The sequence below is a fragment of the Thalassospira australica genome, from assembly GCF_000763295.1.
Taxonomy (GTDB): Bacteria; Pseudomonadota; Alphaproteobacteria; order Rhodospirillales; family Thalassospiraceae; genus Thalassospira; species Thalassospira australica.
The window spans coordinates 541,805-565,420 of the sequence record NZ_JRJE01000031.1 but is presented as its reverse complement, the minus strand read 5'-3'; the positions used below and the strand labels follow the sequence as shown (position 1 = coordinate 565,420).

Genomic DNA, 23,616 nt, shown 5'->3' with positions numbered 1-23,616 from the left:
GAAAAGCCCGCCATCGGAGATGGCGGGCTTTGTCAATTGGCTGTTATGGGGCTAACCGCCCAATATCGATGGCACAAACAATGTGAGTATCGGGACAAAGATCAACAGCAGAATACGGACAATCTCGGCCCCGAAGAATGGCATGACACCCCGGAACGTCTGGCTCATCGGCACACCCTTGGCAAGGGCGTTGATGATAAAGACGTTCAGTCCCACCGGCGGCGTGATCAACCCTAACTCCACGACAATCAGGGCCAGGATACCAAACCAGATTTTAAGGTCTTCGGTCCCCATGCCATAGGCCGCTGTTGCTGCCGTTGCCCAGTCACCCCCATTGATATCAACAAGGGCCGGCCAGAAGAACGGGATCACCACCACGATCATCGACAGGCTTTCCATGAAGCAGCCCAAAAGGATCAGGGCGAGCAGCATCAGAACCATGATCAGCCAGGGATCAAGACCACTGGTCGCTGCGGCTTCTGCCATATAGGCCGGAAGGTTCGCACGGCTAAAGAAGCCTTTGAGGATTTCCGCACCCAAAAGGATGAAGAAAATCATCGAAGACGTAATCGCCGTGTCCTTGAGCGACCTGCGCAAACCCGACCATGTCAGGCCGCCTTTGCCTTTCCAGCGCATATAAGCGCCGTAAACCAGAATGGCGAACACGCCCACACCGGCAGCCGGGGTCGGGGTGAACAGGCCAGCCCCCAGACCAAGGATGATCGATCCAAAGATCACCATCACCGGGATCAGGCGCATCAATGCTTCCTTACGCTCGGCTGCGGGCATCGGTTCGGGTTTTGGCGCCAAGGACGGATTGAGGCGCACCTGAATGGCAATCACCCCCATAAAGAACACAACAGCAATCAGGCCAGGAATGATGGCCGCCTGAAACATCTGAATGATCGATGCTTCAACCGTGACCGCATAGATCACAAGCGCAACCGATGGCGGGATCAGAATGCCAAGCGTGCCGCCCGCAGCCAGCGTACCGGTGGCAAGGCGCGGCGAATATTTCAGGCGATCAAGTTCCGGCAGGGCCACCTTGCCCATGGTCGATGCGGTCGCAAGCGACGATCCGCAGACCGCGCCAAACCCGGCACAGGCGCCAATTGCGGCCATGGCAACACCACCACGAAAACGCCCGAGAAGGGCATTCACCCCCTGAAACAGATCGCGTGACAGATTGGCCTGACTGGCGAGATACCCCATCAGAACAAACAGCGGAACGACAGAGAGCTCATAGTTCGACACAATCCCGTAAAACAGGGATTTGAACTGCTGCAGATAGGGATCAAAGCGCAGGAACGGGAAGAAGATGCTCAGCACATAGTTGCCGCCGATCCCGACGCCAACCATGGCAAGGCCAACCGGCACGCGCAGTGCAAGAATAACAAAGAGAAGGGCAAGGCCACCAAGGCCGATCAATTCACGCTCAGACATCGGCCTCTCTTTCGAAAATCTGACTTCCGGCAATCGCAGCCCAGAGGAACATCGAAATGATGCCCGGAAGATAGAACGGCCAGATTTGCCAGCCGAGGATTGCGGAAAGGGTGTTGTCGCTTCGAACCTCGATCAGGCCATGAACCATCATGTAACCAAGGAACAGCGCCAAAGCAGTCATGCAAATGCCCGAAATCACATCAACCCAACGCGAAAACCACGCCGGAAACATTTTGATGAAGACATCTACCGCGACATGTCCGCGTTTTACCTGACAGTAGGGGAAGAACATCAGGGCAGCCGAACTTACGATCATGCTGACAAAGTCCTCATAGCCAATAATGGCCGGGACATTGGCGTCGAACAGTCGGGCAATCTTATCCAGGCCAAAGGCGGTAACGTTGACGATCGTTACAACGGCAATCAGCAGGGCAAGCATGCCACCGGCAACGGCGAGCCAGGATGCAGCCTTGTAGAGCACGTTTTTCATTTGTCTAACCTAGCGGGAAAAACAGGGTCACGTATCGGCATGATACGTGACCCTACAAGATTTACCAGTAACCTTGAAAAGTTACTTGGTGTGGGCCTGAACGGCTGCTTTGGCGTCTTCCACCAGTTTCGCACCGTCAATGCCGTTTGATTTGGATTCTTCGATCCAGCGATCAACAACCGATGCAGCTGCATCGTCGAAGGTTGCTTTTTCTTCAGCGGTGATCTGAACGACCTGGCCTTTGCCTTCGTTGACCATGCGCTTGCCGACTTCTTCAACACCGTTGAAAACATCGCCGATTTCTGCTGCGAAGTCCTGACCGGAGTTGCGGTCGATGATTTCTTTCAGGTCATCAGGCAGGCTCTCGTAACGATCCTTGTTCATTGCGAACAGGAAGGTCGAGGTGCCAAAGCGCGAATTTACGCCTTCGCCTTCAACAGAGTACGAAATCAGCTCAGCCAGTTTCAGCGGCGGAACAACTTCGAACGGCACCAGACCGCCGTCGACAACGCCAAGCGACATTGCCTGCGGCAGGGCCGGGACCGGCATGCCAACCGGCTCCGCGCCCCAGGATTCAATCACCCAGGAACCGGTACGGGTCGGGGTGCGCAGTTTCAGGCCTTTAACGTCATCCACGGTCCGGACTTCTTTTTCGGTCAGGTGGATTGCCTGACCGGCATGGACGTGAACCGCCAGCGGGTGGATGTCTTCAAGGTCTTCGGCGAATGCGTCTTTAAGGTCCCACATCGCAAGGTTGGTTGCGCGTGCATCACCAAGATGAACACCGGGAAGTTCAAAAACTTCGATACGCGGGAACACACCCGGGGTATAGCCCGGAAGGGTCCAGACAATGTCTGCCACGCCATCGCGGACCTGACGGTAAAGTTCCGGCGGATTGCCGCCAAGCGACATGGACGGGAAGATTTCAAACTTGATGCGACCGTTTGATTCTTCTTCGATTTTTTTCGCCCATGGTTCGATCATTTTCGACTGGGCCGGTGCTTTCGGGCCCAGGAAATGGTGAACGGTCAGGGTGACTTCCTGTGCATGTGCGCCAAACGACACCATCGTCGCAACAGCAGCACCCGCAAGCAATTTGGTGATATGTTTCATTCTTCCTCCTTTGAACGTCCTGTCGCGCTTTGTGCGCTTGCAAACGTTTCAGCCACGATCCCGTAACTAGCGTACGAAGTTTTCCAATAATTTTGTTATTGTTTTTGATCTTGTTTCTGGATCAGCCTGCGTTTAACGCAATCCTGCCATACCATATTGGAGTCAATCTAATCGGCATGAGATGGTTATGTATAATGATATGTAAGCACATATCCATAACCAAACGATTATGTTTTGACGCCAGAATGAGGGGCATGGTGATGTGTCGCTTCTTCGCGGACAGCATTGATCAGCATCTCTACCGGCGGGGATATGGGGGAATCAATCCGCGTCGTCAGGCCAACAGGGCCAAATGTGTCACTTGTATCAATTGGTAATTCGACAAGATGGCCTTCTGCGATGTCAGATGCAACGGCCCCGTTTGAGATGATCCAGATCGCATCTGTTTCGCGGGTAAAGGCACGGCCAAACGATGTCGATACCGTTTCGATCCGGTCGGGTAGGGCACCAATGCCGTGCGCAATCAGCATCTTGTCGACGGTTGGGTGAATGATGGCGTGTTTGGGCGGTACCAGCACCGTAAATTCACGAATACGAGTGATGTCCGGGTTCTTGTCTGCCAGCAACGGGTGACCCGGACGCGCGACCAGCGAAATATGTTCGGAATATAAATGTATAAAGGACAGGCCAGACATTTGATCAGGTTCGGCAAGCCGCCCGACGACCAGATCAAGCTCGCCCACACGTAATTGCCCCATCAGCATCACGTTTGGTCCGGCAACCACTTTTACAGTGGTGTCGGGACTGAGTGCCTTGAAACGGCGGATGGCACTTGGCATGACGCTGGCGGCAACCGTTGGCAAGACACCAAGGTTGATCGAAAGACCGCCCTGCATGCGGACCTGACTGATGCTATCAACACCCTGGCGCAGGGCTGTCACACTTGCCCCGGCATAGCGCAGAAAGACCTTGCCGAAATCGGTCAGGGTCACGCCGCGTTTTGATCGGTCAAACAGACGCGCATCGAGATGTTCTTCAAGTTCGCGAATGGTTTTGGAAACGGCGGGCTGGGTGATTGACAAGGTGTCGGCAGCTTTGACGACACTTCGTTGGCGCGCAACCTCAAGAAAACAGGTCAGATGGCGGAATTTGATGCGTTGATCAAGCATGCGTCCCTACGATGCAACGATGTAGAATAAAGCTTATGGGTCCTGATCTCAAATATAATTATACAGTTATGCGAAATACGCAATTCCTCATTTTACATAACCAAAAGCATCTGCGAATGTTTGGTTAAATAAGCAGGGTGGAAACGACATGAGTCTACAAGTCGCCCCGATCAACGGGACACATATCCATTACAGCCAGTCCGGCTCCAAAAAAGGTCCGGCATTGGTCTTTGCAAATTCGTTGGGAACGGATCTGCGCATCTGGGACGATGTTGTCAGTGCGCTTTCGTCACGATTCAATATCGTTACCTATGACAAGCGCGGCCATGGGCTGTCGGGTATTGGTGATGCGCCCTTTGATGTGTCGCTGCATGCCAATGATCTGATTGGATTGCTAGATTTCCTTGGTCTGAACGAGGTGATCCTGTGTGGCCTGTCTGTTGGCGGGTTGATCGCCCAAAAGGTTACAGAATTGGTGCCCGGACGTGTCCGTGGACTGATCCTGTGTGATACGGCTGCCAAGCTTGGTGACTACGAGGGCTGGAACACCCGGATCGAGGCAATCAAGGCTGACGGGATCGCATCGATGGGCGATGCGATCATGGAACGATGGTTGTCGCCAACATTCCGTGCCGAGCGGCCACTTGAAACCGCGATGTATCGCGACATGCTGGTGCGCACCACAGCCGAGGGGTATATCGGCACCTGCATTGCACTGCGCGATGGTGATCTGCGCGACGTGGCCGGAAAAATTGCTGTTCCGACATTATGTATTTGTGGATCCGAAGATCTTGCGACGCCGCCCGACGTGGTGCGTGAAACGGCAAGCATGATCCCCAATGCCGAATTCGAATTAATTGACGGGGTCGGGCATTTGCCTTGTATCGAAGCCCCGGAATTGCTGACCCGGTTGATCGACCGATTTACCAAGGAGAAGAACCTTGTCTGAGAGCCGGTATGACATTGGTATGAAAACCCGCCGTTCCGTTCTGGGCGATGCGCATGTGGATCGTGCATCGAAAAACGTTACGGAAATCGACGAAGGTTTTCAGCGCTATATCACCGAAAATGTCTGGAACGGTGTCTGGACGAGTGAAAAGTTCACCAAGCGTGAACGTTCGATTGTGACCATCGCGCTGCTTGCGGGCCTTGGTCACGAAGAAGAACTCGCCATGCATATCCGCGCCACTCTTAATACCGGGGCAACACGCGATGATATTCGTGAAACCCTGATGCATGTTGCGGTCTACGCCGGCGTTCCCGCCGCCAATACGGCATTCCGCATTGCCAAACAAACCTATGCCGAGATCGATGCGGCATCTTTGGGAGAGTAAGTCACATGTCCACCTTCAAGCCGCGTGACTGGGGTTCCCACGCCCCGTTTATCGCACCCGGTTACAAATCGACCATTTCGCGCGGTCCGTCCCGCCCCGCACTTGCCATCAAATCCGGCCTGACCGAGGGTACTGGCCCGCGCTTTGCTCCGGCAACTGTGCGTGAACTTGATTTCGATTTGACGAAGAACGGCATCACAAACGGAGAACCGCTTGGTGAACGCATTGTGGTGCATGGTCGTGTTCTTGATACCGATGGCCGCCCGCAGCCCAACATTCTTGTTGAAATCTGGCAGGCGAATGCGGCAGGTCGATATGTTCACAAGGTCGATCAGCACGAAGCGCCCCTTGATCCGAACTTTCGCGGGTCGGGCCGTTGCATGACCGATGAGAATGGCAATTACACATTCTATACCATCAAGCCGGGGGCCTACCCGTGGGGCAATCATTTCAATGCCTGGCGTCCGAACCATATTCATCTGTCGCTGTTTGGTCCGGGATTTGCCACCCGCCTGGTGACCCAGATGTATTTTCCGGGGGACCCGCTGCTTGAGCTTGACCCGATCTTCCTGGGGACAGAGGACCTGGTCGCCCGCGAACGGTTGATTGCCAAATTCTCGATCGACAAGACCGAAGAAGGCTTCGCGCTGGGTTATCAGTTCGACATTGTCCTGCGTGGACGCAACGGCACCCCGATGGAGAATTAAGTTATGGCATATGGTGAAACCCCCTCACAGACGGTTGGCCCGTATTTCGCCTATGGCTTGACCGCAGGCCAATACGCATATGACTTTACCGATATCGCTGATCCGACCGTTGCTGGCCCGGATGCTGCGGGCGAGCACATTCGCATTACCGGGACTGTTTTTGACGGTGAAGGCAATGCCGTCAATGACGCGATGATCGAAATCTGGCAGGCCGATGCCAATGGCGTTTACAACGACAAGCCTGTCGATGTCGCCGATACCGGTTTTCGTGGCCTTGGCCGTTGCGGAACAGGCACCGATGCCAAGAACCGGTTCTGGTTTGATACGGTCAAACCCGGCGTGGTCGAAGATGCCGGTGCACCCTTTGTGAATGTGATCGTCTTTATGCGCGGCATGTTGGTGCATGCCTTTACCCGTTTCTATTTTGACGACGAAGCCGAACAGAATGGCAAGGACGACGTCCTGCAGTCGGTTCCGGCAGATCGCCGCGACACCTTGATCGCCAAGCGTGTCGAAACCCCCACGGGGATTGAATACCGGATTGACATTCACATGCAGGGGGACGCGGAAACCGTGTTCTTTGACGTGTAAGTCGGTCTGGTCCGATGGCTGCGTCCGCTGCTTTGGGGAAAGCCGGCGGTCGCAGCCATCGATACTTTTTCCCGCGCTGTCGGGGCTGATGCCCCGCATTTTTAATCTTTTGGATTAATACCACAGGAGTTCACCGTGGTTGCACGTTTCATGTCGCTTAAAGAGGCGGTCGCATCCTGCGTCAAGGATGGCGACACCATTTCGATGGAAGGCTTCACTCATCTTATTCCGCATGCCGCCGGGCATGAGATCATCCGTCAGGGCATCAAGGATCTGACGCTTATCCGTATGACCCCGGATATGATCTATGATCAGCTTATCGGTGCAGGCTGTGCGAAAAAGCTTGTATTTTCCTGGGGTGGGAACCCCGGTGTCGGTTCGCTGCACCGTTTGCGCGATGCCTATGAAAAAGGCTGGCCGACCAAGCTTGAGATCGAAGAACACAGCCATGCGGCGATGGCAAATGCCTATGACGCCGGGGCGGCTGGCCTGCCTTGTGCGGTGTTTAAAGGTTATCGCGGGGCAGAATTGCCGCGTGTGAACCCGAACATCAAATTCATCGAATGCCCGTTTACTGGCGAAAGCCTGGCCGCGGTTCCGGCCATCCGCCCGGATGTCACCGTGGTCCACGCCCAAAAGGCCAACAAAAAGGGCGACATCCTGTTTGAAGGCATCGTTGGCGTTCAGAAAGAAGCCGTTCTGGCAGCGAAAAAATCCATCATCACCGTCGAAGAAATCGTCGATGATTTTGGTGATGTTTCGCCAAATGCTGTGATGCTACCGAACTGGGCCGTGACGGCGATTGTTGAGATTCCGGGCGGGGCGCATCCGTCCTACGCGCAAGGGTATTACAGCCGTGACAATGCATTCTATAAGGCGTGGGACCCGATTGCCCGCGATCGCGAAGCATTCCAGGCCTGGCTTGAAGAACATGTCATCAAAGGCGGTCCCGAAGATTTTGCCGCCAAACGTGACGCAAACAAAGGCTAAGCGGAGAAAAGATCATGGTTGAATATACCCCGACTGAAATGATGACGGTATCCGCTGCACGCGCGCTTAAAAACGACGATGTGTGCTTTGTTGGTATCGGTATGCCGTCAGCCGCCTGCAATCTGGCGCGCCTGACACATGCACCTGAGATCACCCTGATTTATGAAAGTGGCACGATTGGCACCAAGCCGGACGTTCTGCCGTTGTCGATCGGGGATGGCGAACTTTGCGAAACAGCTGTCAACACTGTGGCCGTGCCGGAAATGTTCCGCTACTGGCTGCAGGGCGGCAAGATTTCCGTTGGCTTCCTTGGTGCGGCCCAGCTTGATAAATATGGCAATATCAACACCACGGTGATTGGCGATTATGACAACCCCAAAGTCCGGCTTCCGGGCGGTGGCGGTGCGCCGGAAATCGCAACAAGCTGTGGTGAAGTTTTCCTTGTGATGAAACAAAGCAAACGTGGCTTTGTTAACAAGATCGATTTCGTGACATCGCTTGGTCATGGCAAGGGTGGCGAGGACCGCGCATCCTATGGTGTTGATACCAAAGGCCCATCGCGCCTGATCACCGATCTTTGCATCATGGAACCCCATCCGGTCGGCAAGCAATTTATTGTTACCTCGATCCATCCGGGGGTCACCCGCGAGGAAATCATCGAAAATACCGGTTGGGATGTTGAGTTTGCCGACGAAGTCGCAGAGACTGCGATCCCGTCCGAAGAGGAATTGAAAGTTCTTCGTGCATTGCACGAACGGACTGCCAAGGCCCACGGCGACCAGCAGTAAGCATAATTACAAGGACTTTGGAAATGGCTGACGCATATATTTGCGATTATATCCGTACCCCGATTGGCCGATTTGGTGGCAGCCTGTCGCAGGTGCGCGCCGATGATCTTGGTGCGGTGCCGCTCAAGGCGCTGATGGGGCGCAATCCGGATCTGGATTTTGCTGCTGTTGATGACATTATTTTTGGCTGTGCCAATCAGGCTGGCGAAGACAACCGCAACGTTGCACGTATGTCATCGCTTCTGGCCGGTCTGCCCGAAACCGTGACCGGCACGACGGTCAACCGCCTGTGCGGGTCGGGTATGGATGCGATCATTATTGCTGCTCGCGCCATCAAGTCGGGCGAAGCTGATGTGATGATTGCCGGTGGCGTTGAAAGCATGTCACGCGCACCGTTTGTCATGCCAAAGGCGACGTCGGCCTTTTCGCGCAATGCGGAAATCTATGACACCACGATTGGCTGGCGTTTTGTGAACCCGGTGATGAAAAAGCAGTACGGCGTGGATTCCATGCCCGAAACCGGCGAAAATGTTGCAGAAGATTTTAAAATCTCGCGCGAAGATCAAGATGCCTTTGCCGCCCGGTCCCAGGACAAGGCGGTTGCCGCACAGGAAAACGGTAATCTGGCCCAGGAAATCACCCCGGTTACCATTCCGCAGCGCAAAGGCGATGCCATTGTCGTGGACAAGGATGAACATCCGCGTCCGGGCACCACAGCCGAAAAACTTGCCAAACTGCCGACGCCGTTCCGCGAAGGCGGATCGGTGACGGCGGGGAACGCATCGGGTGTCAATGACGGAGCTGCTGCCCTGATCGTGGCATCCGAAGCCGCAGTCAAGAAATATGGCCTGACCCCGATTGCCAGGGTTGTCGGCGGGGCAACAGCAGGTGTTGCACCGCGCATCATGGGCTTTGGCCCGGCACCGGCAAGCAAAAAGCTGCTGGCACGTCTTGGCTGGTCAACCGAACAGCTTGATGTAATCGAACTGAACGAAGCATTCGCATCCCAAGGTCTGGCAACATTGCGTGATCTTGGCATTGCCGATGATGATGCACGCGTGAACCCGAATGGTGGCGCGATTGCCCTTGGACATCCGTTGGGCATGTCAGGCGCACGTATCGCCGGGACTGCAGCCCTTCAGCTTAAACGGACGGGTGGCAAACGTGCATTGGCAACCATGTGCATTGGTGTTGGTCAAGGCATCGCGATTGCGCTTGAAGCTGTTTGAGCCGGATGGCTGATTGATCTTTAAAAGGTGCCCCTGTGCCGATTGTCGGGCAGGGGCTTCTTTTTGCGTTATTGACCAACATGGTCGCTGGCGCGACACTAAGTTGATTGATTTTACACCTGTTTGAATGGTGGATGACGCCTTATGACCGTTTCGCCTTTTGATTCCGCTTTGCTTGGCAATTTGTTTTCCGATCCGGAAATTGCCGCCCTGTTTGATGACAAGGCGCAGATTGCCTCGATGCTTCTATTTGAATCGGCCCTTGCCGCGGCCGAGGCGAACGCAGGCGTCATCCCGAATGAAAGTGCCGTGCGCATTGCCGAAGTTTGCCGCGACTTTGCCCCCGATCCGGCAAGTCTTGCTGCGGGCACCGCAAGTGCGGGTGTCCCGGTTCCTGCACTGGTCAAGGCGCTTAAGGCGGAAATTGGCGGAGACGATGCACGTTTCGTACATTTCGGTGCGACCAGTCAGGATGTTATTGATACGGCACTGGTTTTGCGCCTGCGTGAAGCGATCAGCATCATACGCCGCCGCATTCGCAAGCTTGCAAAATCCTTGTCAGTACACGCCGATACACACCGTAAAACAGTGATGATCGGGCGGACACGCTCACAGCAGGCGGTGCCGACCACCTTTGGCCTGAAGGCTGCCGGGTGGCTTGCACCACTTGTGCGGATTGATCGCCGGATCGAAAACCTGTCGGCTGAACTATTGCGTGTTTCTTTTGGCGGTGCCGCAGGAACGCTTGCCTCCATCGGGGCCAAGGCAGCAGAGGTCGAAGGCAATCTGGCTGAGGAACTTGAACTTCCGTTGGCAGATATGCCCTGGCATACCCAGCGCGACGTTCTTGTTGACTTTGCAAGCCAGTTAACTGCCCTGACCGGGGCGCTTGGGAAAATGGGGCAGGATCTGGTGTTGCTGGCGCAATCGGAAATCGCCGAAGTTCAACCGGGTAAGGGCGGTGGTTCATCGACGATGCCGCATAAATCAAATCCGGTGCAGGCAGAAATGTTGGTGACCCTGGCCCGCTTTAACGCAGGACAGCTTGGCACATTCGCGCAGGCGCAATTACATGACCATGAACGCGATGGATCAAGTTGGCTTCTGGAATGGCTGACTTTGCCGCAGATCATCATGGCCGCAGGAACCGCATTGGCGCAGGCGGTTGATGTGGTGCCTGATCTCAAGATCAATACCGATCGGATGGCCCAAAACCTTGGACTGTCGCGTGGCGCGATGCTGGCTGAGGCGGCAACATTCGCACTGGCAGATCATGTTGGTCGGGATGATGCAGACAAATTGGTCAAGGACGCGGTGGCCAAATCGGCTGCGAACCATTCGAACCTTTTTGACGAATTGCCAAAATTGACCGATGCCCCTGTTGATTGGGAATATGTGCGTGACCCGGTCAATTATATCGGGCAGGCCGATGTCTTTGTTGACCGGGTTCTGGGCGCGGCAAAGCGCGGGTTGCGGGAATAATCATCAGCAAATCCGCAGTTGGGAAACCTTGGTTGCGGATGCGTCAACTTGCTTTGCGCAGGCGCTTTTCGACGGCAAAATTGTGGATCGGGACGCCATTGACTTCGAAATCGCGACGCTCGACCACCGAAAACCCCCGCTTGAGCAAGAAGGACTTGGCAAGCTCGCTGGCCTCGGAATAGAGCTTGGCGATATTTTTGGCCTTTGCCGCGTTCTCAAGGGCGTCATAAAGCTGCGCGACAACGCCGGTTCCGGCAATGTCGGGTGATGCATAAAGATATTCGATGTGACCATCGCACTCGATATCGCCAAATGCCATGACCTGATCTTGGTTATTGACGGCAACAAGGCAGTGGCGGCCGTCATTCATGACTTCGACAAGTCTTTCGGGGCTTGGCTTAAGGCTGGCCCAGACGGCGACCTGTTGCGGGCCATAGGCACGAGGCCCCAGTTCCGTGACGGAGCGACGATAAATATCTGACATTGACGCGGCATCCGGTGCGCGGAATGGGCGGATGGTGATCATTATTGTGCGCTCCATGCCGTATCAAAGAACATGACTTCAAGTTCTGTTGCACGTTTGAAATAGGACAGGCAGCTTTCGCGTTCGCGATCCGAAAGGTCGGGGCCGACCTGATCAAGTTGCCCATTGAGATAAGCGACGACACTTTCGAAATAGTCGCCGACATGCAGTTCAATCCATTCCCAATACCAGAAATCATCCGGACGCTTTGCAAGCCCACGATCAACCCTGTCCGCCCAGCCAAGATACGTCCCCTCGGCAACGGCCAGAACGGCAAGCATATCGGCATAGCTGTTGCCTTCGCTGGCGTCTTTCATCAACTGTTTGAATTTTGATGTGGCAGGCCAGTCGGGTTGATTGGAGCGCTCGGTTTCGCTGACTTCTAGTGCCGCAAAAGATCGTTCAAAATAGGTGTTCTCTGCACCGGTCAAAAGGGCCAGAAACTGACAACCGGGAATACGATCCTTTAGCGAAGGGGCCCGCGAAACCGCAGCGGCCAAAAGCGCAACAAACCGGTCAATAAACCGATGATCCTGAATAAGATAGTTTTCAAGATTACGTCTGGGCAAGGCAGCCTGTCCCCATGCATCGGTAAAGGGGTGATGGGTGACGCGATGCCAGTCGGCGGCAACACATGCCTTCAGCCAATCAGAAAACCCCCGGTCAGGATTGGATTGTTTCCATGCAGAAAAATCAGGGACAGGGTTTTGAATGTCAGTTGTCATGGCATGTTTCCTGATGTCTTTGATTTGCAGTCTTTTTACATGCGATCAGGACAAGGGCAAGAACCCATGTGCCGGTTTGAAAAATTGCAGTTCGATTGATGCTGATCAATTTAAAACAATAAATAATAATGTATTCATGTAATGTCTTCGTTGCAATTGCTCATGGAGGAAATCATGGCAAATGTCGGACTTGTTGATCGGATTTTTCGGGCGTGTGCCGGTGTTGTTTTGTTGGTTTTGCCTTTTGTAATGGCAATGCCCGAAGACGGTGCCATGGCATTTGGTGTCTATGGTTGGGTGATGCTTGTGGCCGGTGTTGTGATGCTTGCAACCGCAGCATTGCGGTTCTGTCCGCTTTATCACGTGTTCGGGATCCGGACCTGCCGGATTTCCAGGTAGGTTCTGAGGCACTCTAACGGCGTTTTGCGTGTGTACGCATTTTCGAAACGTTGTGCTGGTATCTGTCGCACTGTCGGCTATGGTGTGAATCCAAGCTGACACGTGCCCGCAAGGGTGCGGCAACTGGCAACGACCAACGGAACGGAAAAATGAAACGCCTGAGTGATGACATAACTGTATCGCCGCAATTACCACTTGATGCGATTGATGAAATTGCCAATGCCGGTTTCAAGACCATCATCTGCAATCGCCCGGATGACGAAGATCCCGGGCAGCCGTCCTTTTCGGAAATATCTGTAAAGGCCGAAGCCGCAGGCATGAAGGCCATCTTCCAGCCGGTCGCCAGCGGCAATGTATCGGATGCCGATGCGGATGCTTTTGCGGCCAATCTGGCAGGCGCGCCAAAGCCCGTCTTTGCCTATTGCCGCAGCGGAACGCGCTGCACGATCCTGTGGTCGCTGGCCAATGCCGGGCAAATGCCGGTGCAGGACATCATCAAGGCGGCCGCGGATGCAGGCTATGACATGGCACCGCTTTTGCCACGGATTGCAGCGCGCGGTTAACGCGTACCGACTTGTTCTTTATGCGATGGCGTGCTGTGCAAAAAAGACAGGGCGCATCGCATAAATTGCACTATTCCTTTTTCGCGTTTCATGACGATATATCCGTAACATGCCGCATGTGGCATGGCTTTATCATGTGATGGCGGTATGACGTCAAACGCGGGCATGGTCCCCAAGATTCATTTCCGACAGGCCCAGCCAGGCGATCTGGATGCGCTGTGTAATATCGAAAGCAGGTCTTTTGAAGATGACCAACTTTCCCGGCGTGCCATCAGGCGCTTTGTCGGTAGCAACACCGCGCGCCTGACAGTTGCCGAGACAAATGCGGGTGTTATTGGGTATGCACTGGTAATTTTTCGCCGGAATGTTGCCTTGGCGCGTTTGTATTCCATGGCGGTTTTGCCCGATATGCGCGGGCAGGGTGTTGGACGTGCGCTGATCAATCAGGCCGAAGAACAAAGCCTTGATTTCGGTGCGCCAATCCTGCGTCTTGAAGTCAGCCAGAAGAATGCGCGTGCGATCAAGATTTTTCAGGGTGTCGGATACCGGGAGTTCGCCCTTTACCCGGATTACTATCCGGACCACACAGATGCCCTGCGCATGGAAAAGGTCTTGGTGCCCAGTACCATGCGATTGCCATCGCCAATCCATTTTTACCATCAGACCCTGCCATTTACCTGCGGTCCAGCGGCCTTGATGATGGCGATGAATGCGCTTGATGCGGATGTGGCGCTTGACCGCACATTGGAAATCGCCCTTTGGCGCGAAGCCACCACGATCTTCATGACGTCTGGGCATGGCGGTTGCGGGCCATTGGGCCTTGCACTGGCTGCACACAAGCGCGGCTTTACTGCCGAGGTGCTGAGCAGCCGTGATGGTCCGCTTTTTGTCGATACGGTGCGCAAAATGGCCAATCGTGAAGTGGTCGAATTGGTCCATTACGATTTTGCCCAACAGGCCGACGATGCAGGTATCCCCGTCATCAGCGGCCCGTTTGGCCTGACCGAGATTGAAGATCGCACCAGACAGGGCAAAATGGCACTGGTTTTGATCAGTCAGTATCGGATTTACGGGGATAAAATCCCGCATTGGGTGGTGGTGTCGGGGTTTGATGACCGTTTCGTCTATGTCAGCGACCCGGACATTGGCGAATACCACGAACCATTCAATGGCAGTGATTGTTTGTCTGTTCCGATCTTGCGCCATGAGTTTGACCTGATGGCGCGCTATGGGCGCGATAAGCTGCAGGCTGCTGTTTTTATTGAAAAGAAGGCCGGGTAATCCCCGGCCTTGGTTCATTGCGCGATCACGTTATCGGGTGGGATCAGGGTCGGGCAATCTTGCCCAGAAGATGCGCGATGATCCGGCGATATAGCTCCATGCCGAGCACGGCGTCTTCAACGCCGGCATCGATATTGGGGTTGTCATTGACCTCGATGATCATCGGGCCATAGGGCGTTTCCTTGACGTCGACCCCATAAAGCCCATCCCCCATCAGGCGGGCGGCTGCAAGGGCGGTTGAGACGATATCATCCGGTGCGTCTTCAACGGCAACGGTTTCAAAGCCGCCTTCCTCAAAGCTTTTCCCGTCATCTTCATGCTTGACGATCTGCCAGTGGCCCGGCGCCATGAAATAGCGACTGGCAAAAATCGCCTCGCCACCCAGAACACCAATCCGCCAGTCAAAGGTGGTTTCGACATATTCCTGAATGACAAGAAGTTCGGAATTTTTGAACATCTCGCTGGCGATTTCCACCAGATGCTGCGGCGATTTTACCTTGCGCACCCCGCGTGAAAAGCAACCATCAGGAACCTTCAGCACAGATGGAAAACTGAACTGTTGCCCAATTTCGGAAATACGGCGTTTGTCAAAGATCGCACTTTTCGGTGCCGGGATGCGATGGGTGCGCAGCAATTCAGCCAGATAGACCTTATTGGTACAGCGCAACATCGAAACAGGATCGTCAATGACCGGAATGCCTTCTGATACTGCCCGCTTGGCAAAGCGGTAGGTGTGGTGATCAAGGGCGGTGGTTTCGCGGATCAAAAGCGCATCAAATTCTGAAAGATGGTGAAAATCCCTGGCCGTGATCAATTCGGCCTTGGCGCCAAGGTCGGCTGCAGCCTGTACAAAGTTGTCCAGTGCTTCCTTGTCTGAAGGTGGTAATACGGCATCGGGATCGTGCAGGATTGCGACAAGGGCGGTCGGTGGGGTGATGTTACCCTGTTTGCGGATACGCCCACGTAAATAGGCGCGCAAGGCCGCTTCGAACTCGGCAAGGTTGCTGTCGCCAAGCTGGCTAAGCGACGGGGCTTCGATCTCGCGCAGAATTCGGCGATCCCCCGCGTTAAGATGAAGACGCAGGATCGGGCAGCGGAACTGATCAAACGCACGTTCGCCGATTTGGCGAAACCGTTTATCAGCGGTGCGTCCGAAGTAGACATCAATGTGATCGGGAATGTGATCCGGGGCCTGTCCGGCGTTTTGTCCCGATTTTGCCAATGCATCAATGATCTGCGGGCTGAGTTCGGCGCGGGCGGATTTCTGAAGACGTTTCCAGTTCAGATCCAAAAGAACATCTGCTTCGGGAATGACGCGTTCTGCGCGTGCGGCGGCCAGCAGGCTGCAGTAATAACCGCGCGACAGGTATTCATAAGATTGGCACAGGTTGATCACACGGCGGTTACGGACCCCGTGATCAAGTGCCAGATAGTCACGTACACGCATGATGCGGGCGCCAGATACCGCAAAACGCAGGTCGGACAACCGATCGACAAGGATCAAGGGCGCGCCGGTTGCGACCGCGGGCGAGATATCGCTTTGTCCGTTATAAAGGACATGTTCAAGCCGAACGCCATCCCCGCCATCCTGATAATAGCCGGGAAGGTCGGCGATCTTGTGATATCCGTGGCGGATGTACAAATTGTGCGCAGGTTTATTGTCGGCGCGCACTTCAAGGCGCATGCGAACACACGTAGCATCTATCGCAAGGTTTTCAATCCCGGCCAGAAGCTGTGTTCCCAAGCCTTTCCCGCGCCAGTCTTGTGCGATTGCCAATGAATATATCCGCCCGATATCCGTATTGGCGTGCAATAACAAAAGGCCATAGCCGACAATATTTGGCTGATCAGCATCCCCGGCATCGGCAACAAGCAATCGTGCGGACGCCTGACGTAGGAACCTGGAAAAAGATGCGCGTGATATCAGGTCAGTTTGGAAATTCGCCGTCTCAAGGGCGCAAAGCCCGTCAAGGTCGGCGCGAACAGCATTGCGAATAATGACAGCATTGGTCGAAGACGAAGTCACGGGGTGGACCTCCTGCAATGGGGATGCGCACAGGTTGTGCTCAACTTGCGGTACGCCCAATCCAAATATTGCACAAGCGCGTTTATCGTTCACAGCCATGCCATTTTTTCATGGGATATGACACAGGACGTACTCGACCTGTGCGCAGAATAAAAATAAGGTATTTTCAATAGGCTGTTTTGAAACTTTTAGTCATCCTGAGCGTTGTGCGCTCGTATGATGTTGCTGGCCGAAAACAATAAAGTTCAGTCATGAACGGGCGTATGGGCGCAATGAACAAGGGCACGATGGGTTGAACACAAAAATCGCTTATAAATTTACCTCTTTTGGACGACGCGCTCGCATCGTTCCGCTTTTGCTTGCGGGAACGATGTTAACGGCATGTGCGTCCGATGATGGGTTGGGCGATATGCTTGGGTTTGGCACAGAGGCCAATGGTTCTGTGGCGCAAAACGATTTGCGATCAACCATCCCATACGACGTTGAAATCACCGGTATTGATCCGCAGGAAGAAAAGCTGATTGCAGCGCTTGATGGGGTCAGTACCGCGCGACGCCTGCAATCGCGTCCAACGGCATCGCGTGCGGGTCTTCAGCGCCGTGCAGAAGATGACGTTGAACGGTTTCAGGCGGTTTTGCGCTCAAACGGTTTTTATGATGGTCAGATCACTTTTGATATCCACGAACAGGAAAACGCCGGGACATCTGATGCCCCCCGTTCTGCGGATGAGCCTTCTGAAGATGATGAAAGTCAGGATGATGCGATTGAAGGGCAATCAGCCGAAGATGGCCTGACGCCGGAGACTGATCAGCCAAAGCCCCTCGTTCTGACATACAATATTGATGTCGGTACGCCTTATCTGATCGAGGCGGTCAATCTTGTGACCACTTATCCCGATAAGGTGATTGAACGTACGGCAACCGATCAGGAACTTGAAAAAACCCGCTTGCAGATTGGTCAACGTGCAACAGCCGAGCCGATCATTCTTGGCGAACAATATGGCGTCGATATCCTGCGCGAACGGGGATATCCGCTTGCCAAGGCAGGCAAGCGCACTGTTACGGCCAATACTGCGAAGAAAACGATCACGATCAACTATGCCTTCGAAGCCGGACCACCGGCAAAATTCGGGGATATTACGGTCAATGGCGCCAAGGAAGTCGATCCGGATTTTATTGCCGGTTACCACAGTTGGGAGCAGGGCGAACAATATCATCCCGATCAGGTGCGCACCACACGTCGCGATTTGGCGCAATCCAATTTGTTTGACAGCGTCATCGTCAAGGTGGCCGGACCAGTGAACGATAACGGTGAAATTCCTGTCGAAATTGACGTTGTTGAACGCAAGATGCGCTCTGTTGGCGGCGGGGTTGATTTTTCAACTGCGGACGGTCCCGGTGCAAGTGCGTTTTGGGAGCACCGAAACCTGTTTGGTGCAGGGGAAAAATTGCGACTGGGCACGGATGTTTCCAGCCTTGAACAAGGTGTTTCGGCCAGTTTCAAAAAGCCGCAATTTTTGGAACGTACCCAGTCCTTTGTTGCCGATGGCGAAGCCAAAAATAACGATACCGATGCTTATCAGGGTGAAACAGTTGACAGTTTCGTTGGTATTGAAAGGCCCCTTTGGGAAAACTGGTCGACCACCTTTGGTGTGACAGCGGAATATTCCGACCTGACCGGGTCAGATTCCCCGAACGAGGAATTCTATCTGGCGGGCTTGCGCGGTATTTTGCGCCATGACAATACCGATAACCCGCTGGACCCAACCAAAGGCACGCGATTTGAAATCAATGTGTCGCCCTATATGGGGCTGACGGACACGGATACCAATTTTACCTCTGTCTCGCTTGCCGGGTCGCAGTATCTGGCAATTGATGAGGATGGTGATTATGTCATGGCCGCACGGGCGCGGACCGGCACCATCATCGGCGAAGACCGTGGCAGTCTGCCGTCCAACAAACGTTATTATTCTGGTGGTGGCGGATCAATCCGTGGGTATGAATACCAAAAGGTCGGGCCGCTTGATGATGAAGATGATCCGCTTGGTGGTCGGGCGGTTCTTGAGCTTGGCTTTGAATTTCGCGCCCGCGTGACCGAAAGTCTTGGCATTGTGCCGTTTGTCGAAGGCGGGAACGTCTATGCTAGATCCGAACCCGAAGACATCGATCTTCTATGGGCGGCGGGTCTTGGATTCCGATATTACACGGCGGTCGGGCCGCTGCGGTTTGATGTCGCTGTCCCCATTGATAAGCGTGAAAATGTCGATGACGATTATCAATTCTATATCAGTCTGGGGCAGGCATTTTGACCGGGTCTGAGAATTCTCTACCAGTTAAGAGCAAACCAACCGGGCCCAAGCGTACAGCAAATAAATGGCTGCGCTATGGGGCCTATGGTCTTGGGGCGGTAACGTTTGGCCTTATTGGATTGGTGGCCCTTGCGGGCACCGGGCCAGTGCTGCGCATGGCGACACCGTTCATCAATGAAACCGTTTCTGCTGCGACCGACAGCCAGTTTGAAATTGGTCAGATTGAAGGCAGCCTGTGGACCGGACTGACACTTGACCGGCTTGCGATGGATCGCGCGTCAGATGGTTTTCATCTTGAACTTGGCAATGTTGAATTTGATTGGTCACCCTTGGCCCTTTTGGGTGGGCGTTTACAGATCAACCGGGTTGGTTTGGCAAGCACCAACGTCATTTTGCCGGATGGCACTGCCACGGAAACGGTCGAGCAGGAAGAAGATGACACAGGAGGCAGCTTTGCCTTGCCGTTGTCGGTATCGCTTGAGGCGCTTGAACTTGGTGAAATCGCCATTGTCGATCCGCTATCAGGCAACAGCTTTTTATACACGCTGAGTGGCAAGGCCAAGGTTGGCACAAACCTGTCCGCAACAGCGCTTGTTGATTTGCAGCCCCTTGATAGTGGGGCGGACCGGCTTAAGCTTGATCTTGCCTTTGACGGCGACGAACAGAAACTTTCGGCGGAAATCGATGGGGCGCTTGGCCGTGACGGGCTTGTGATGACGCTGGCGGATGTTGATCCGCAAACGGCAGCAGACATCACCATCGCATTGAACGGTGATGGTCCGGCTGATGACTGGAAAGGCAAGCTTGATCTCAAGGCTGCTGGCTACGGCGCGCTTTCAAGTGATGTCGGTGTACAGCTTTCATCAGATGTTCTGGCCTTTTCGCTGGATGGCGGGCTGACCCCGCAAGAGCGCATAACAGAACAACTGCCAAAACCTTTGCACAAGACGGTTGATGTTGGCATTGGCGGGGCGTTTGATCAGGCTAAACAAACCCTGTCATTTGATCGGATTGAGATCGCTGTTCCCGATGCGCTTTCTTTGGCGGGGACAACCACACTTGATCTTGAAGAAAACGACGTTGATGCAGACCTAAGTGCAAGTCTTGCCCCGAGCCTTTCGACGCTTTTTGAGGGGGCGGTATCCTGGGGGCAGCTTGATCTGTCGGTGACGGCAGACGGCAATATGGCGATGCCTGGTGTTGCTGTTGCGCTAAACGGGCAGAAAGTCACAACGCCGGTTTCCTCGATTGCGGATGTCACCCTGCGTGCTGATATGCCATCGCCCGAAGATGGTGATGAAACGGTTGCCGCGGCACTTGCGCTTTCGACATCCGGAACGCAGTGGAATGACGAAAACCTTGCGGCGGTTTTGGGCACAAAGCAGGACTTGTCGCTTGAGGCGATGATCGCGGCGGGATTTGGTGATATCGCTGTGCGCAACCTTGTCGTGAATGTGCCGGACATGGCTTTGCGCGGGCAGGCTGATATTGACGAAAACTTTTCCGTCTCAAACGCAAACCTTGTTGCTGATATTGCCGACCTTTCGATCTTTGCACCGATTTCCGGCCTTGATCTTAGCGGTCAGGGCAGGGTCAGTCTTGATGACCTGATGTGGTCAAGTAAAACGGGTTTGAAAACGGATCTGGGGATATCCACATCGCAGACCGGGTTCGGGATTGCTGATCTTGATCGTATCGTTGGCGCAAGCCCGGCTATCAATGGTGTGGTTACATTGTCACCCGATCTGGATTTGACTGTGGATGTGCCGGGCATTGAAACCGCCATGATCACAGGGCCGCTTACCGTCGACATCACCGATGATTTCGGGCAGCTTGCGGTCGGTGCTGATTTCGATCTTGCACCGGGTGTTGTGCCGCCCGGAATTGGCGTTGCCATGGCGCCCTCAAAACTGTCTGTCAGGCTTGATGGGGATATTGCCGCACCAACCGGAAAGATTGATTTGCGCGTGCCAAATCTTGAAGCCGGTGGGCAGCTGTTTGATGACATCTCGCTTGCTACGGAAATGAGGTGGTCAGATCAAAACGTCCTTTCCCTGATCAATCAGGGGCGGTTTGGACTTGGTGGCCGGGACTATGACCTGAGTGCCAATGTGATCTTGCCAAGTGATGGGCTTCGGGTTGAGGACATAACGCTTGAGGGGGATCACATCGCGCTGGCAGGGGATATCGGATTGCCCGGTTACAGCGTTCCGATGCGTGGTGCGCTTTCCTTGTCGCGCCTTGAGGCAGAGCTGCTTGGTGATTTTGCCGTGCCCTTTGCCAATGGGTCACTTTTGGCCGATGTTCGCTTTGAGCCCGACGGTGCCCGCCAAACCATTTCGGTGGCAGCAAAGGCCAAGGGACTTCGCATGGAGGGGGATGTCGAAGGCAACCCGACAATGATCGAAGACGTCACCCTTGATGCGACGGTTGCGGATGCTTTTGATGCACCGAACATCACAGCAAAGCTTGCGGCCATTGATATACTTGCGGGCAGCCTCGCGGTTAAGGATGTTGCACTTGGTGTCAAGGGCGGGCTGGATCAATTGGCGATTACCTTGGATGGATCGGGGCTTTATCAGGGCAATGTGCCACTAACCACAGATCTGGTGGCAGAGATTTCCCTCGGCACGGACATCCGTGTGTCGGCCAGCCAGTTTGATGCGGTTATCGGGGATCAGAAGATCGTGCTTCGCCAACCGCTGCAATTTGTAATGCGCGACAACGGCAGTCAGCAACTTGATGCGGATTTGACGGTGGGTACCGGCCAATTGACCGCCACCCTTAATCAGGAAGCCAATCTGCAATCCCTTGCAGGGGATGTGAAACTTAGCGGTGTTGATCTTGGGCCATGGGGCCGGATATCAGGTTTTGATGGGCTAAGTGGTACCGCAAACCTCGATGCCAGCTTGCGTGAAGAACGGGGCCGGTTGCCCACAGCACAGGTGAATGGGCAGATCACAGGTATTACCGCCAAGGCGGTCGAAGACCTGAAACCTTTTGAAATGCTTCTTGATATCTCGCTTAAAGACGGAACGCTTGAAGGGCAGGCAACGCTTGGTAATGGCGATGTTGAAACCGTATCGGCAAATGGTACTGTTCCGCTTGCGATATCGGTGCTTGAACAGCAATTCAGCCCCGATCTTGGGGCGCCGGTGTCTGCTGCCGTGCGACTGAATGGCGAAATTGCTGAATTCTGGCCTTATGTTCCCGCCCCCGATCATCAGCTTTCGGGCAAGATCGATCTTGCGGTGGATGTCGCAGGGACCCTTGATGACATCCGCTGGAACGGTGAAGTTTCCCTTACTGAAGGTCAATATGAGAACCTTGAATATGGCACCATTCTTGATCAGATGACGCTTGCCGGGACCTTTGATCAAAACGGTCTTTCGATACCGTCCTTCACGGCAACGGATGGTGGTAACGGCACGGTTAAATCATCGGTTGATCTGCGCATGCTTGATGGCGGGGAGGTTCGCTATGATGTCTCGGCCGATCTGCGCAATGTTGCCCTGTCACGTAAGGATGAGCTGCAATTCTGGGCCGATGTTCAAGCCAGTGTGACAGGATCACAATCAGAAGCCGATATCAAAAGCACGGTTTCAGTGCAGCGTGGCGAGGTCGATTTGACCTTGGCGCTGCCGGAATCAGTGCCAACCATCGAAATTGAAAACCTGCCCGATGCAACGCAAACAAAAGAAGCTGAAAAAAGTGAAGCGGACCAGGGCGGGTTTAGGGGCAACCTTGACGTCACCGTCGATATCCCCGGTCGTCTGTTTGTGCGCGGCAAGGGGCTTGATTCCGAATGGGGCGGGCGCCTGGAAGTTACCGGTACGACAGATGCTCCGCAAATCACCGGACAGTTGTCGGCTTTGCGCGGGCAGCTTGATGTCATTGGCAAAACATTCGTGATCAAGGATTCTTCGATTACGTTTGCCGGCGGATCGCCGCCAGACCCGATGCTTGATATCGAAGGGGTGTACACCACTGACGATCTCGAAGTGTCTGCAGGTTTCCAAGGACCATCAAGCGATCCGGAACTGGTTTTAACGTCCAATCCATCCCTGCCAGAAGACGAAATTCTGTCGCAGGTCCTGTTTGGCAAATCACAGGGCAGCTTGTCCGCGATTGAGGCCGTGCAGCTTGCCAGTGCGCTTAACGAATTGTCAGGTGGTGGCTCCGGGCTTGATGTGGTTGGGCAGGTGCGGCGCTTTATCGGCGCAGATGTCCTGCAGGTCGGCGGTGGCGAAAACGGCCCCGAAGTCAAGGTCGGCAAATACCTGACAGAAGGTGTCTATGTCGGCACTAAGGCTGGGTCCACGCCGGGCTCAAGCGGGGTCGAAGTGGAAATTGAGGTAACCCCTAATATCAGCGTGACCAGCGAAACCACGGAAATCGACAGCAAGGCTGGTGTGCAGTACCGCCTTGATTACTGATCAAGTGCAAGGTCGCTGA

20 protein-coding genes are annotated in these 23,616 nt (G+C 54.3%); 13 read left to right on the top strand and 7 right to left on the bottom strand.

Going from position 1 to position 23,616, the window contains the following annotated elements; genetic code table 11:
* Positions 1-51: 51 nt before the first annotated feature.
* The 4 genes from JF44_RS0115790 to pcaQ all read right to left on the bottom strand — a co-directional run bounded on the left by JF44_RS0115790 (position 52) and on the right by pcaQ (position 4,215).
* Positions 52-1,443 carry a TRAP transporter large permease gene (locus JF44_RS0115790; RefSeq protein WP_033069887.1) on the bottom strand — a complete coding sequence of 464 codons (1,392 nt, stop codon included), beginning with the start codon at positions 1,441-1,443 and terminating at the stop codon, positions 52-54.
* Positions 1,436-1,933, bottom strand: a complete 498-nt coding sequence (locus JF44_RS0115785) for a TRAP transporter small permease (protein ID WP_033069886.1) — start codon at positions 1,931-1,933, stop codon at positions 1,436-1,438. Before JF44_RS0115785 ends, JF44_RS0115790 begins: the two co-directional genes overlap by 8 nt.
* An 81-nt stretch (positions 1,934-2,014) precedes the next feature.
* Complete coding sequence (locus tag JF44_RS0115780; protein WP_033069885.1) at positions 2,015-3,046, bottom strand: TRAP transporter substrate-binding protein; 1,032 nt, start codon at positions 3,044-3,046, stop codon at positions 2,015-2,017.
* Between the two features lie 227 nt (positions 3,047-3,273).
* Entirely contained in the window at positions 3,274-4,215 is a 942-nt protein-coding gene (gene pcaQ, locus JF44_RS0115775) for a pca operon transcription factor PcaQ (RefSeq protein WP_033069884.1), read from the bottom strand.
* Positions 4,216-4,363: 148 nt separating this feature from the next.
* On the opposite strand from pcaQ, the gene pcaD reads away from it, so the two are divergent.
* The 8 genes from pcaD (at position 4,364) to pcaB (ending at position 11,336) form a co-directional block, all read left to right on the top strand.
* Positions 4,364-5,164, top strand: coding sequence for a 3-oxoadipate enol-lactonase (pcaD, locus tag JF44_RS0115770; RefSeq protein WP_033069883.1), 801 nt, complete (start codon positions 4,364-4,366; stop codon positions 5,162-5,164).
* Positions 5,157-5,549: a 4-carboxymuconolactone decarboxylase gene (pcaC, locus tag JF44_RS0115765; protein ID WP_033069882.1), complete on the top strand. Its 393-nt coding sequence runs from the start codon at positions 5,157-5,159 to the stop codon at positions 5,547-5,549. The genes pcaD and pcaC overlap by 8 nt, the downstream gene beginning before the upstream one ends.
* Before the next feature lie 5 nt (positions 5,550-5,554).
* Positions 5,555-6,256: a protocatechuate 3,4-dioxygenase subunit beta gene (gene pcaH, locus JF44_RS0115760; RefSeq protein WP_033069881.1), complete on the top strand. Its 702-nt coding sequence runs from the start codon at positions 5,555-5,557 to the stop codon at positions 6,254-6,256.
* 3 nt (positions 6,257-6,259) lie between these two features.
* On the top strand, positions 6,260-6,847 hold the full coding sequence (gene pcaG, locus JF44_RS0115755; RefSeq protein WP_033069880.1) for a protocatechuate 3,4-dioxygenase subunit alpha: 588 nt from the start codon (positions 6,260-6,262) through the stop codon (positions 6,845-6,847).
* Positions 6,848-6,982: 135 nt separating this feature from the next.
* Positions 6,983-7,837, top strand: a complete 855-nt coding sequence (locus JF44_RS0115750) for a CoA transferase subunit A (protein WP_033069879.1) — start codon at positions 6,983-6,985, stop codon at positions 7,835-7,837.
* A gap of 14 nt (positions 7,838-7,851) precedes the next feature.
* Positions 7,852-8,625, top strand: a complete 774-nt coding sequence (locus tag JF44_RS0115745) for a CoA-transferase subunit beta (protein ID WP_033069878.1) — start codon at positions 7,852-7,854, stop codon at positions 8,623-8,625.
* Between the two features lie 23 nt (positions 8,626-8,648).
* Positions 8,649-9,854, top strand: coding sequence for a 3-oxoadipyl-CoA thiolase (pcaF, locus tag JF44_RS0115740; RefSeq protein WP_033069877.1), 1,206 nt, complete (start codon positions 8,649-8,651; stop codon positions 9,852-9,854).
* A 144-nt stretch (positions 9,855-9,998) separates the two neighbouring features.
* A complete protein-coding gene (gene pcaB, locus JF44_RS0115735) occupies positions 9,999-11,336 on the top strand; it encodes a 3-carboxy-cis,cis-muconate cycloisomerase (protein WP_033069876.1) in 1,338 nt (445 codons plus the stop codon).
* Positions 11,337-11,379: 43 nt separating this feature from the next.
* On the opposite strand, the gene JF44_RS0115730 is transcribed toward pcaB, so the two are convergent.
* Both JF44_RS0115730 and JF44_RS0115725 read right to left on the bottom strand, forming a co-directional pair.
* On the bottom strand, positions 11,380-11,862 hold the full coding sequence (locus JF44_RS0115730; protein ID WP_081944466.1) for a GNAT family N-acetyltransferase: 483 nt from the start codon (positions 11,860-11,862) through the stop codon (positions 11,380-11,382).
* Positions 11,862-12,584 carry a TenA family protein gene (locus JF44_RS0115725; RefSeq protein WP_052065968.1) on the bottom strand — a complete coding sequence of 241 codons (723 nt, stop codon included), beginning with the start codon at positions 12,582-12,584 and terminating at the stop codon, positions 11,862-11,864. Before JF44_RS0115725 ends, JF44_RS0115730 begins: the two co-directional genes overlap by 1 nt.
* Positions 12,585-12,758: 174 nt before the next feature.
* On the opposite strand from JF44_RS0115725, the gene JF44_RS0115720 reads away from it, so the two are divergent.
* The 3 genes from JF44_RS0115720 (at position 12,759) to JF44_RS0115710 (ending at position 14,827) form a co-directional block, all read left to right on the top strand.
* On the top strand, positions 12,759-12,983 hold the full coding sequence (locus tag JF44_RS0115720) for a YgaP family membrane protein (RefSeq protein ID WP_052065988.1): 225 nt from the start codon (positions 12,759-12,761) through the stop codon (positions 12,981-12,983).
* 149 nt (positions 12,984-13,132) lie between these two features.
* Entirely contained in the window at positions 13,133-13,546 is a 414-nt protein-coding gene (locus JF44_RS0115715; RefSeq protein ID WP_033070015.1) for a protein tyrosine phosphatase family protein, read from the top strand.
* Between the two features lie 123 nt (positions 13,547-13,669).
* Positions 13,670-14,827 (top strand): peptidase C39 family protein, encoded by a 1,158-nt coding sequence (locus JF44_RS0115710; protein WP_033069874.1) that lies wholly within the window; start codon positions 13,670-13,672, stop codon positions 14,825-14,827.
* 43 nt (positions 14,828-14,870) lie between these two features.
* Here JF44_RS0115710 and JF44_RS0115705 read toward each other — a convergent pair whose 3' ends face one another.
* Complete coding sequence (locus tag JF44_RS0115705) at positions 14,871-16,853, bottom strand: GNAT family N-acetyltransferase (protein ID WP_052065966.1); 1,983 nt, start codon at positions 16,851-16,853, stop codon at positions 14,871-14,873.
* A 370-nt stretch (positions 16,854-17,223) separates the two neighbouring features.
* Between JF44_RS0115705 and JF44_RS0115700 the strand changes: the two genes are divergently transcribed.
* Entirely contained in the window at positions 17,224-19,161 is a 1,938-nt protein-coding gene (locus JF44_RS0115700; RefSeq protein WP_033069873.1) for an autotransporter assembly complex protein TamA, read from the top strand.
* Positions 19,158-23,597, top strand: a complete 4,440-nt coding sequence (locus JF44_RS0115695) for a translocation/assembly module TamB domain-containing protein (RefSeq protein ID WP_033069872.1) — start codon at positions 19,158-19,160, stop codon at positions 23,595-23,597. The genes JF44_RS0115700 and JF44_RS0115695 overlap by 4 nt, the downstream gene beginning before the upstream one ends.
* Positions 23,598-23,616 lie beyond the last annotated feature (19 nt).